Source organism: Sphingobacterium zeae (assembly GCF_030818895.1).
GTDB lineage: Bacteria > Bacteroidota > Bacteroidia > Sphingobacteriales > Sphingobacteriaceae > Sphingobacterium > Sphingobacterium zeae.
The window spans coordinates 3,681,293-3,694,144 of the sequence record NZ_JAUTBA010000001.1 but is presented as its reverse complement, the minus strand read 5'-3'; the positions used below and the strand labels follow the sequence as shown (position 1 = coordinate 3,694,144).

Below are 12,852 nucleotides of genomic sequence, written 5' to 3'. Positions count from 1 at the left end.
TAACAGCTTTTACAATATCCCTTAGAATTTCATTTTGTTCGCGCAGTGCTGCGGTGTGATCGCGTTTCGCTATTAGATATTTGCCGAGGAGACTTGATAGAACAAGGTACAGCCCGAAAAGACAGATGGCAATAAATCCTCCGTAAATAACGTACATTAATAATCCGATTGATAACATAGTTTTTAGTTTATTTGTTATTGTATTTTTGTTTTAATGTGTTAAGTATTTGTATTATTTGCATACCTTTTCTCAATAAACCTGTATGTCTCATCGAAAATGATATCTATACGTAGAAAAATAATTCCTTCAAGCATATCAAGCCTATTCATTTCTTCGTGAATTCTAGTAAATTCATATTTCACTTTATCGAATTCAAAATTGGTTAGATTTATAGATGGAAACTGTCTTAAGAGATGAATTGACGGATGAGACAAAGCCGGTATGTTAGGAACGATGCTATTGCCAATTATGAAATAATAGACAATAGTATTTTTCTCAAATTTCCATTGATGTAAATGTCCGGCAAAAGCAAAACAAAGTTGAAATTTACGTTCACTGCATCCAGAAGAATAGTCATCTTCATCTGAGGGAAATAGAAAGATATAACAAAAGTTGTCGATTTCATTCTCTCCAACTATTATTTCGTCGGTTTCCCAAATACCACCGGAAAATCCCTCTATTGGTATAATTCCAAAATCAACCTGTCCCATACTTACGCCAGATACTTTCTTTGTCATTTCATCCTCTATTTATTTTTCCCTTAATTTTTCTTCGAATTCTTTTAATGCCTCTTGATCGAAACTTTTTTTTGCTTTCTCTAAAAGTTTAACGTCAACTTCTTTAATCATCTCATAAATAGCTTCCCTGTGCTTTTTTCCATTCTCGTCTACCCAATTCTTTGATGTATTTGTATTTTTCACAAGTCCTTTTAACAAGCCCTTATTCCAGTCAATTGATTTTTCAAGATTGAGGGGCGAGGGTAGAACGGAAATTATCTCCGACTTAATGAATTTATGACCTTCCTTAAAATCTTTAATCACGATTACGACATAGCTCGCTTTGTTTTTTGTTCCTTTCGAACCAACTTTATTTCCTGCATTTGACTTACTTTCGAGTAATTCTCGTGTCGCCAATGGAAGTTTTTCATATTCAGGAAACGTTGTCTCGTCTCTCTTAAATACGCAATAATCAATACCGAATATTACAAATGGGTAGCTTTCCGCTAGTTCCAAAGTAATTGTCCTTTTCCCAGATTCTACCTTTGAATACACTAAGTCTTTCCCCTTAAGCAATTGATCAATATCTTCCTCAGAAAGATTAAAATGCAACCTAAATATCTTAGCTTTCTCCCTAAATTTACCTTCGCTGGAGTTCTCCATAAAATTTTAAAAATAGAATTCGATTAATTTGTATATTTCTAATTATTTATATATCTTTGTTTTGTATTTGTAGCGACACTGAGTGAAGGAGCGATCCAACACTAACGATGTCGACTCGTTCTAAATCCGCCAGATTGCCACGAGTTGTCCGAGTGATCGCCTATTGCTGGAATTGTTTATATTAGCTTAATATTCCAGTATGGCGTTCCTCGTTAACTTTTGTGGCGACCTTTGAATCTTCGGATGAGAAGGAGGTTTCTGGCGGAACCATGAACTTAAGTTATGAGGCGCCAACTGGTCTATTTAGCCGCCTTTTTTACTTAAGTTTTTCGGGTCGAATCGTTTTATAACCAAAATGATTATGACAAAACGATTTAAACACTGCCAAAAATGCCAGACTTATCTCAAGGAAGTGAGTATTCGGTTTTCCAATTTAATTCTAATTAGTAAGATTATTCGGGCTCCAGAATAATCAGGTTAAACAATATAAACCAAAATAGGGGATAGCGGCATCCGCATTATAGTTCGTGCCGAATCGGTATGCACTAGAAAGGCCCTTAGACTAGGTTTCCCGATCTGTATAAGACACACTACACCCTTTAATTTTGTGTAATTAATAAAATTGCTCTTGCGAGACTTTAGACACCTTAAATGTAGTATTTTTATTTTTAAACAGCAAATTTAAAAACTATAATTCTGTATTGTAAATCTATATTATAGATCGGGTTTTTTTATTCTTTCCGAGAGGAAACGCCATAACGACCCCTATTGATGACTTGTAACTAACTTTTTGGCGTTTTGCGGATTCGTTAATTTTTTATTTGTTATACATGTAGTTTTTAAAATAAACTGCAAATGACAACCTTTTTTTTTGCAGAAAAATGCAAAGGGGAAAGCTATGTCCGTATCAATCGTTCGGGTAGCCTAAAGTCATCTTGATTGAACCTATAAAATGAACCAAAAATATAGAAATTTAATAGCGCTAGACCTCGCTCTATATGAAATACACGATGAAGGGTACGACCCTGTTCAAAAAATTGAAGAATTTTGGGTCAAATACGACCTCATCAGTATTCAGCGAACACTCGATCTATTACTGAAGAACCATACCGATACTAATTACATGAACGAAATTTATGTAGTCAGCCACAAACAGGTTTTTACAGCGGATTTGTTTCGTTTGGTTGTAGCCTATTTTATGGCCCATACCAATGCCATTGCAATCGATAGCATTGATATTTCTGATGCTGATACCACCCAGATAACGAGACAAGAACTCGCGATGACAAAGCGGATTCACGACATTTTTAAACGCTTAGGCGAATAACCTTTAACAATAAGCAGATGACAAACAGATCAAATCTGATGGCTGCCTTATTGGATAAGGTAGCATATCTGGCAGCTATAAAAGGTGCCATAAAAAATAATTTAAAAAAAGTGCACTGCGCGTGGGATAAAAAGTACTCCCACAGTTGTATAGTATATAGTCTTCGGCAGATCACGTCGGTATGTACCCTTATACCGATGCCTAAGACCTCAAAAGGAATGTTTCATATAAGGGCAATTCTAATCCTGTTCCTTATAGTTCATATGTTTAGTTTATTAGCTCAAACGCCCCGCAAGGACAGCGGGGCGGAAGGGTTGCTCTCCATCAGCGGTACCGTCGTATCGTCTATTGACGGTAAACCGATCCAAGGTGTCTCCATCCGAGTCGAAGGGGAAAAGGGTAGAGGTTCTACTAAAGTTGATGGTTCCTTTTCACTACACGTCATCAATCCCAAAGGTACTGTTTCGTTTTCCCATATGGGATTCAAGCGCTTAGAGCTATCCTATGTCGCAGGGGTATCAATGGCTGTTCAATTAATACCATTGGAGAATCAATTGAACGAAGTGGAGGTGGTGAGTACCGGCTACCAAAAGATTCCAAAAGAACGAGCCACAGGAAGTTTTGTGCAGGTGGATAATAAAGCTTTGCAACGCAATCCAGCAATGAATATTTTATCGAGGTTGGATGGTGTTACAAATGGTCTGTTGCTTGATGAGAATGCTGGAAATCCTGATGGCCTCAGTGTTAGAGGCCGCAGTACGCTATTCTCAAATACGCGTCCACTGATTGTAGTCGATAACTTCCCTTTTGAAGGTGATCTTGATAATATTAATCCCAATGATATAGAAAGTGTAACCGTTCTTAAAGATGCAACAGCAGCATCAATATGGGGTGTGCGGTCCGGAAATGGCGTCATTGTCCTTACGACAAAGAAGGGTAAAACGAAAACGACAATTGATTTTACTTCAAATTTCCTGATCGCCAAAAAGCCTAACTTGTTTTACCAAAAACAGCTTAGCTCGAGTGAATTTATAGATTCGGAAATCGATCTTTTCCAAAGAGGCTATTATGACAAGGATATCAATACGGTCTATAAAAATATTTCACCAGTCGTCAGCCTGCTCGAAAAGGTGAGGTCCGGGAATTTAGATATGGATGTGGCAAACGCCGAAATTGATAGATATAGGGCCGTAGATGTGCGTGACGAGCTGACTAAATACTTCTACCGAAACAAAATTCAAAATCAGCAACAACTTAGTATTACAGCTGGTTCTGATCGGGTACGAAGTCTCATCTCTTTGGCTTATGATCGTTCCTTGAGCGAAAGTGCGACAGCCGACAATACACGTTTAAATATCCGCAATAACAACCAGTGGAATATAATAAAGGACTATCTGCAAGTGAGTACCGATCTCTGGTATGTGAAAAATACCAACACAGAAAGTAATGCGTATGGTTATACTCCGTTGTATCCGTATGAACGACTGGCAGATAATGAACGGGCACTGGAAGCCGCCACAATGAGCACGTTAAGAAGATCGTATACAGATACCGTCGGTAATGGCTACTTGTTGGATTGGAAATACCGGCCTTTAGAAGAAGTGCAAAATGGCTTGACACAATATCGGGGTATAGATCAGCAGCTCCGATTTCAATTAGGCATTAGCTCGAAGATATATCGTTCGTTCAAAATTGCTGCTGATTATCTGATGAGCAACAATTGGATCGATAACAGCACCTTGTATGATCAACGGTCTTTCTATACGCGTAATTTGGTCAATCAGTTCTCTCAGGTTGATCTTATTACTAAAACTGTCGCTCGGCCGATTCCTTTGGGAGATATTTTCGATTCAAGTGAGACAAGAATGCAGTCTCACTATGGACGCGTGCAGCTTGATTGGGATGAACGTTTAGGCCGATTGCATCGGATTAGTGGCCTAATTGGGATGGAATGGCGTAAAGATAAAAGTCTTTTTGACAGCCCCGGATCTTTGTATGGCTATAATCCAAAACTGGAAAGCTACTCGGAAGTTGATATTTTCAGTTACTTTCCACTTTACCACAATGGAGGTTATTCCATGATCAGCAAGGGGGGCGGCCGTATTCGGCAACAGGACAATAACCGTTCTTGGTATGGTTTATTTTCTTATTCGTATCGTGACAATTTTACCTTAACGGGTAGTATTCGTAAGGATGAATCTAATCTATTTGGTGTCTCAGCCAATCAGAGGGGTGTCCCGCTTTGGTCTATGGGGGCTTCCTATAATTTTAAACAGTTCCTTAAAAGCGATAAACTGGATTACTTAAAAATGCGGACTACCTATGGTTACAATGGTAACGTCGACAAAAGTACCACGGCTTATCTAACCTCAAAACTCTATAGAACCACAAATTTGTGGGGAAAGCCCATGGATGTCATTTTAAACCCGCCCAATAGTTCGCTGCGTTGGGAGCGCGTGCAAAATTTAAATTTTGGAGTAGACATTAGCCTCTTAAAAGGTAGAGTCGGTGGTACGGTGGAATACTTTCAGAAAAATGGCAAAGATCTAATGGGGCAGAGCCCCGTTGCACCACAAGTGGGTGTTGGTGAATTTTATGGAAACGTAGCGCGTACATCGACTCATGGTGTGGATGCTCAACTTTGGTTGAGTTGGTTTGAAAAGAAGGCAATTCAGGTAAGAACAGACTTTATTTTTAATCAGGTCAAAGATAAGGTAACGCGATATTATAGGACCCCCGGAGCCAATAAGGACATTGTTTCCGGCACAGGCATAATTCCGATAGAAGGATATCCTATTAATACATTGGTGCTATACCGATTTAAAGGTCTTGATGAAGATGGTAATCCGATGGGGATAAGTGATATGGGGATTACGGATGAGTACAATGCCATTATCAACAGTAGTGACAGGCAAAGTATAAATTTTTGTTGGCTCTCGGCTTCCGACAAAATTTGGCAGTCTCCGGCATACGGTCTCGTTTCAATACTGGGAGCTTTCTTTTAATATCGTTTATAAACTTGGATATTATCTGAAAAGACCTAATTCCTTTAATTCCAACAGTCTTATAAGTGGAGGCTATCGATTTGCTGATTATGACCAACGCTGGCAGCATGCAGGAGATGAAAACCGGACCACCGTACCAGCATTTGTATATCCAGCTAATGTAAATAGAGAGAGTTTTTACCAATATTCAGACGCCTTAGCGGTGAAAGGAGATCAGCTGCGACTGCAGGATATCCGGATTTCCTATGCCTTTGCACCCTTCACGCGATACCGATCTTCAAGATTGCATCTTTATCTATACTGCTCCAACATTGGGCTTTTATGGAAAGCAAACGATCAAGGACTGGATCCCAATTTCTTATCGGGTTATCCAGCTCCCTTTGAAACAACGCTCGGTTTGAAATTTAACCTTTAAAAGTATGAAAAAATATATTTTAATAACCGTCCTGCTGGCAGTTTTAACGGCCTGTTCGAAAGAATTTCTCGAAGAAATTCCCAATAGTAACATTTTGACACCCGAACAAGCGGAGGATTTTCAGCGGCTACTGGATAATTCGGAACAGGTTGGGGTAACGGGTGTACTTCCCCAGTTGGCAGCTGATGAATATTACATCAGCACGGAAAAGGATTGGCTGGCTTCTGCTACAGCGACGGAACGCAATTCGTATATATGGGCCAAGGATATATTTGGAGGTGAGTTGGAGATTAATGACTGGAACGCACCATACAAAAGTGTTTTCTACGCTAATAATATCATCAGCGAAGTTGAAAAACAGTTTAAGACAGGTGAGTTAACATTTGCATTACGTGATATTTATGGTCAGGCGCTTTTTCATAGGGCCAAAGCCTATTTTGATTTGGTCAAGAACTTTTCGGTACCTTTTGATGCACTGACGCAGCATACTGATCTTGGCGTCCCCATTCGGAAAGACCCATCGATAGACTATACTTCGCAAAGGGCTACAGTAAAGGAGTGCTATGACTTTATTTTTGATGACCTCAGTAACGCTCTCAGCTATCTTGCTTATGATATACCCTTACCCGAACGGAACAGGGCAACCAAACTGGCAGCCTTTGCACTACTATCTAGGATCTACCTGTATAGACGAGAGTACGATAAAGCGGAGCAGTATGCGGATAGCCTGTTAAATCGCTACGATAAGTTGATCGATTATAATAAGGTTTCGCAAACGTCGAATACCCCATTTACAAAGACAAATGATGAACTCATCATGTATGGCGCCACTGGCGTGTATCGAAATTCTGGTCAGATCAATAGTAGCCAAACAGTTTTCGTGGATAGTACGCTGATAAAAATGTATGCTCCAAATGACTTACGCTTATCGATTTATTTTATCAACAATGGGGCCGGAAAGTATACCGTGAAGCGTGGCTATAATGGCACCGGATTAACACCTTTTAATGGCTTTGCTGTCGACGAAGTTTTGCTCAATAAGATCGAGTGCCTCGTGAGGCGGGGCGAACTCAATCAAGCTTCATTATCGATTGAGCGATTGCTGTTAAATCGCTATAAAACCGGGACATATAATCATGTGGCCTTTGCAGATCAACAATCGGCTTTGCAATTTGTGCTCCAAGAACGACGAAAAGAATTGGTATGGCGTTGCCTGCGCTGGGACGATATCAAGCGTCTCAACAAAGAGGGCAGAGGAATTGTGCTATCGCGCAAATTAGGAGATGCCGTTTATAGACTTGAGCCTAATACACCTAGCTATGTATTCAATATACCTCAGGATGAAATTAATAGAAGTGGAATAATTCAAAATATAAGATAATGTTAAAATTAAAAATATTGTTTATGTTGTTCTTTGCGTTTGGAACAGCACTTTTCGCACAAAAGTTAACGATTAATGGTAAAATTGATAAGGAGCTAAAAGTTGATTCATTCCTCTTTAGGTATGCGACTAATTTTGTTGATCAGGAGAATTTGTATGGTAAAGGAGAAGAGGTAAGAGTGAAAGTAAAGCATGGACGGTTTCAAATAGACCTCGATAATTTACCCGCTACATTTTATGCTTTTATCCGGTTGCCAAAGAATTATTCGAAAGATATTTCCGACGATTATAGGTTGATCGGGAATAGTGGAAATTTCTTTATGCTAAAAGCAGATAACCCCATGGAAATGCAGTTGTATCAACATGGGGTATCTTTCTCGGGAGGGCAAAAATCCTCTTTGGATTGCCAGTTAGAGCTATTCAGACTAAAAAAGAAACTGAGCGATAGGCTTATTTCCCTAAAAAATAGTTTCGGTTCTTTTGATGAGAAAACTACGGAAAAGCAGATCAATGACTATTTGAGTGCCTATAAATCAATAAACCTAAATGCATGTTTAGAAGCGAAGAAATTGGTGACCTCATACGCTCAGCTTCTTGATACGATGACTGCAAATACCCACTATTATGATTTTATTGGACGTACAAAATGGGATGAGATCAATCATATTAACTGGTTGGTGGATTTCAGTCCAGATAGTGTGCGATCGTATGTCGCGAGGTATTACAACAAATATTATACGGATGAACTATCTTATGGGGATCCGAAACGCTATCGGGGGACATCGAATGAATATCCGAAATTCTTAGCTTATAAGGCTTTTACAGATCTGATGCAAACAATGGCTCCGCTGGGTAGACGCATAAAACCAAATGTTGCACTTGCTGACTTACTCATTTCAGAGCGCTATCATGGTGCTTTGTACGATCAGGTTGCATTTTCATCTTTATTGATACGTGGTACGAAAGAGTATTTAGATGATATGTATCTCACCAGTCTAATGGGGAATATGAAAAATGAGGATTTTAGGCAGTATGTAAGTGATTTGAGAAAAAAGCGAACAACACGAGCGAAGTCATTTCAGTTTAAATTGGAAGACGAAAATGGAAAAATGGTGACCAATGCTGATTTGAAAGGGAAGGTGGTCTTGTTGGATTTTTGGTTTACAGGATGCAGGGGATGCCTGGCGCTGCATAAAAATATGAAACCTATAAAAGAACATTTCAAAAATAATCCCAATTTTAAATATGTCAGTATCTCGATCGATAAGAAAAGAGAAAACTGGTTGAATTCATTGCAAAAAGGAGAGTATACTGATAAATTTGATGTAAAACTCTGGACTGGCGGACAAAATGATAAACATCCGATCATTCGCTATTATGAAATAGGTTCTTATCCGACTATGATCTTGATTAGTAAAAATGATGATGTGGTGGCTATGAATCCGCCTAATCCATATACCGAAAAGAACAAAAATGCTTTAATCAAAATGATCAGTGAGGCTTTGGAGGAATAGATAAAAGGGGAGCGAACTCCCCTTTGTTGTTAAGGAATATAAACTCCTTTATCATCATTCATGGGCTCAATTAAGCCTGCGGCATGAAGTGATGATGCAGTTGAAGCGTCAAAGTTGTCAGGAACAGTTCCAGGTGTGCTGGTGCGTCGCCAGGCACAGTTCTGATCGCTTGTTTCCTGGCAGTTGTTTGGATCATATTCCCCTGGAGAAGTGAGTTTTTGGTAGCTTCCAGACGATGAACCATTTACATAAACCTCTCCAGCGAATTTAGTTGTTTTAACCGCTTGTTGAGTAAAAGACTGCGTCAATATCGCGCCGCCTATTGTTGCTACACCCAGTAGCAATTTCCCATAATTTTTAATTCTTTCCATGGGTTTAAATTTTAGAATGTTTAACTTTTGTTCTCACCAGGGCAAAAATTCCCGCTATCACCCAGATGATATTAAAGGCGATATGCGTTTTCCAGCCCATCGATTCGATTACACCACCACAGTGACAAAGCTTATTCTCCACAAATTTGACCATCAAGCTGAGGTAAACAGTGAATAGAATCATCAGTACAGTCGAAGCCCACAGGGCAGCCCGCTTAATCCAATACACTGGGATAACCAATAGGATCGCAAGCATAATCTCCAAGGAGGGGATGCCATAGCCGATCAACTTCGCGTACTGACCTAGATAGGGGATCTTGCTATTACCCTTGATAAAAGCGGCCATGCTCATAAACTTAGCCCATCCCGTGTACATGTAGATAAAGGCATAGCCATAAATGATCACTTCAGGTAAGTGACGATAGATCCAGCGTGCACCCGAGCGGATTGAACTACCGCGTTTAGGGGAGCTTGCCGGCTGATCCTGTTGATATTCGTATGTATTGATGTGCTTCTCCATAAGCGCTTATATTGTGCTGTTGCATCTTTTGTTTGTTTTTCTGCGGAATCACCTGCACCCAGCAGACGGATTTCCTGGGTAGCCTTGCTGCTTAACGACATTGCCGGAATAGCGCAAATTTTCTTTTGTACTGTCTCATAATCGTGTTTTTTATTGGGCATTTCGGATATCGCTTAGCGGTACCTTGACTTGCTTCAACCAAGCTTTAGGATGCTGACCTGCTTTATCCGACCTGCTATTACAAAGTTGCACTACATTTTCTGGTAAATGTTGGGATTTTGACCACAATGTTTTGGGTTTTCGATCGCAAATTATTGCGATCGAAAACCCAAAACATTGGTATAGCATGCCCAAGAAATTGGGTTTAACTTATAGGTAGAATGGGATCTCTGCTAGCGTATTCCCAGCAGCAGCAATAAAAAAGAGTTGCGACCCCTAAAACATATCGCTATGAAAAAGGTTACCAAATGCTATAATGGGGTATCAATACAAAAGGTAACTTAGATTATGTATCAACGCTTAAGGATTCTTGCTTCGCCACTTTTTATTCTTTTTCTGGTGCTGCTGCTCGTGAACGACTTTTATTTAAAAGGGGCATTTCACAATGCGCTAACAGGAAAGATCTCCGATTTTAGTGGACTTTTTATTTTCCCTATTTTCTGGTCGGCTATCTTTCCCAAACGGAAAGCATTGATTTTTATAGCCACAGCAGTGCTATTTACCTTTTGGAAAAGTGAGTATTCGACAGGGCTCATCCAATGGATGAATCCTTATTTTGGTATAGGACGAACAGTCGATCTTTCCGATCTCATGGCATTGCCCATGATCGGCTTGGCCTGGTTGTATACAAAGAGCGAATCCCGGACTGCCATCCCGCCTGCGTTCATGCTGCGCCTAAGTACTTACCTGATCGGTATGGTGGCTATGTTCGCTTTTTGTGCCACCACACAGCCGCGATATATTCAAGCTTTTGAGCAACCGCAGTATGTCTTACTAAAGCATCCGACACTCAAGAATTTTGAACCTTACTATGGCTTTCAATTTTATAAAAAAGATTCGCTGCTTGTTGTTAAAATAGATTATTTATATAGCAACAGGCCTGCCCGGAGCGATGATTACAATAAAAATAAAAATATCCAACAGCTCGATCAGGACGTGTTAAGCATTATCGGGGACAGTGCAACGCGTATTCCTTTTGGAACAATCACCCAGCTCACCATCCAAACGGAGGAGGGGACGGATTCGTTGCAATTTAACGGCGGACGCCTCGATGGACCATTGGTAAGAACAAAAGGTAATACGCGGGTCATAGAAGGATTTTATAAGATGGGACTGGAAGACGCTACCTGGACACTCCGCGATAGTAGCAGTAACGAAAGGGTGGTACAAACATTTGTCAACGGCGAGAAAACGCAGGTAAAGCAGTATAGCGGGGATAAACTCAAGTCCTCTTCCAAGGTAAACACACGTGCCGATACTATTTTCAATACCTATGTGCAATTGGCGATGCTGACTTTAGCGGTAGCCGCGATGTGCTTCCTATTGTACAGGAATAAGCGCACAGCAATACCTAAAAGCCTAAAGCTCAGTTTGCTTTGGAAACTGCTGATATGCTTTCTGTCCCCACTGGTGGTATGGCTGTTTTACGTCGGCATCATGCTCTTGCTGATGAATTACGATGAGGATATTTTTGAAGCAATAGCAACAGCTATGTTTATTTTTATAGCGGTCTGCCCATTCATGTTTATCATTGTTTTTGCGTTCAAACTGGCCAAGGAAATTGATGTGCTCTGGTACTGTCTCTTGTTTGCGCTTCTCCTCAGTATCTTTAAAACCTATACCATGCTCGAAGCGCTGTCGAGCTAAACAGCGAGAAATAGCATCCAAGTTACCGTAATGGTTCCGTTACGGTAACTTGGGTATAGCCATTATCCTGCAGACATGGCTAAGGTAAGTTTGGCGTTAAATGTGAGACCGGTAGTGGTCAGCGCCTTTACAGTGATCTGATAATTCCCCGCTTTTAAATTGTCGCTTTTTTTCACGGTAACAGCACCTGTTTGGGCATTGACGCTAAACAGCTTTTCGCTATCGTCAAAGGCAACGCCATCTTTCTGTATCGAAACCAGTTCAAACGCCGATTTATAGTTTTCGGGATACAATGTGGGTGCTGCAGAGACATAGCCATTGGACAGACCGATGTGGATCAGGCTAAAATCGATGGTCAGGTTGAGGTCCGGATAATACTGGCCGAACAAAAATTTAATTTGTGGAATCAGAATCACCCGAAAGGTTGTGGAGGCCACAGGAAAGCCATCTTTCCGCAATTCGGGGCTGAGCTCGTACGTCTTTTCAGCTTTCTTGGCCGGATCGCCTGCATTTTTTGATAATGTGACCTGCGTACCCGTTATCGAAGCGATATTGTCCTGCCCGCCGGCAGAAGACAGCTGAAAACTGGCACCTGTTGTTGGGATGCCTTGGGGATCGATTTCAAAAGCAGCAGATTCGTCGCCGTACAGCACATAGGCGTAGGGTAATTCGCTGCCAGTTTTTAGTCCTTTGATCGCAAGGGTTCCCGCCGTTATCTTCAATGAAAAGTCTTCTTTGGCCACCACGGTTCCATTGGACGCTTTGGCGATTACAGTGACTTTGTACGCGTCGGGGATGCGTGCGCTACCCGATTGAGCACCATTGGGATAGAGTAGGGCACTGTTGACCTGTATGCTGCCCTTTTCGCTATTATACTGAATAGCCTGCTGCATTTTTTCACGCAGCTTGCCGCCGTTGCCCAGATTAACTTCTGCTGTTTGCGAAAAGTCAAAGCTGAAGTCTATCCCTGCAGTGGCAGAAGGGGCATTCGGTACGTTAATCTCCTGAGTTTCGCCGTAGCGAAGGCTCACCGCCGCAGGTAACGAAAGCGAGATGTCGGCGGGAGTGGATGC

The 12,852-nt window shown here is 40.8% G+C and carries 10 protein-coding genes; 5 read left to right on the top strand and 5 right to left on the bottom strand.

Annotation, left to right across the window (positions count from 1 at the left end; translation table 11 throughout):
* Positions 1-219: 219 nt before the first annotated feature.
* Together QE382_RS15550 and QE382_RS15545 are read right to left on the bottom strand one after the other, a co-directional pair.
* Positions 220-738 carry a hypothetical protein gene (locus QE382_RS15550; RefSeq protein ID WP_307186706.1) on the bottom strand — a complete coding sequence of 173 codons (519 nt, stop codon included), beginning with the start codon at positions 736-738 and terminating at the stop codon, positions 220-222.
* A 12-nt stretch (positions 739-750) separates the two neighbouring features.
* The gene (locus QE382_RS15545) at positions 751-1,380 is read right to left on the bottom strand and encodes a hypothetical protein (protein WP_307186705.1); all 630 of its coding nucleotides are present in this window, start codon (positions 1,378-1,380) and stop codon (positions 751-753) included.
* A 952-nt stretch (positions 1,381-2,332) separates the two neighbouring features.
* Between QE382_RS15545 and QE382_RS15540 the strand changes: the two genes are divergently transcribed.
* The 4 genes from QE382_RS15540 (at position 2,333) to QE382_RS15525 (ending at position 9,022) form a co-directional block, all read left to right on the top strand.
* A complete protein-coding gene (locus tag QE382_RS15540; protein ID WP_307186704.1) occupies positions 2,333-2,707 on the top strand; it encodes a hypothetical protein in 375 nt (124 codons plus the stop codon).
* Positions 2,708-2,724: 17 nt separating this feature from the next.
* Entirely contained in the window at positions 2,725-5,712 is a 2,988-nt protein-coding gene (locus QE382_RS15535) for a SusC/RagA family TonB-linked outer membrane protein (RefSeq protein ID WP_307186703.1), read from the top strand.
* Between the two features lie 419 nt (positions 5,713-6,131).
* Positions 6,132-7,508: a RagB/SusD family nutrient uptake outer membrane protein gene (locus QE382_RS15530; protein WP_307186702.1), complete on the top strand. Its 1,377-nt coding sequence runs from the start codon at positions 6,132-6,134 to the stop codon at positions 7,506-7,508.
* Positions 7,508-9,022, top strand: a complete 1,515-nt coding sequence (locus QE382_RS15525; protein WP_307186701.1) for a TlpA family protein disulfide reductase — start codon at positions 7,508-7,510, stop codon at positions 9,020-9,022. The genes QE382_RS15530 and QE382_RS15525 overlap by 1 nt, the downstream gene beginning before the upstream one ends.
* A gap of 29 nt (positions 9,023-9,051) precedes the next feature.
* Here the strand turns inward: QE382_RS15525 and QE382_RS15520 are convergent, their stop codons facing one another.
* Together QE382_RS15520 and QE382_RS15515 are read right to left on the bottom strand one after the other, a co-directional pair.
* A complete protein-coding gene (locus tag QE382_RS15520) occupies positions 9,052-9,393 on the bottom strand; it encodes a hypothetical protein (RefSeq protein WP_307186700.1) in 342 nt (113 codons plus the stop codon).
* A gap of 4 nt (positions 9,394-9,397) precedes the next feature.
* A complete protein-coding gene (locus tag QE382_RS15515) occupies positions 9,398-9,913 on the bottom strand; it encodes a MauE/DoxX family redox-associated membrane protein (protein ID WP_307186699.1) in 516 nt (171 codons plus the stop codon).
* Between the two features lie 507 nt (positions 9,914-10,420).
* On the opposite strand from QE382_RS15515, the gene QE382_RS15510 reads away from it, so the two are divergent.
* Positions 10,421-11,779, top strand: coding sequence for a hypothetical protein (locus tag QE382_RS15510; RefSeq protein ID WP_307186698.1), 1,359 nt, complete (start codon positions 10,421-10,423; stop codon positions 11,777-11,779).
* Positions 11,780-11,841: 62 nt separating this feature from the next.
* Here QE382_RS15510 and QE382_RS15505 read toward each other — a convergent pair whose 3' ends face one another.
* Positions 11,842-12,810, bottom strand: a complete 969-nt coding sequence (locus QE382_RS15505) for a surface glycan-binding family protein (protein WP_307186697.1) — start codon at positions 12,808-12,810, stop codon at positions 11,842-11,844.
* Positions 12,811-12,852 lie beyond the last annotated feature (42 nt).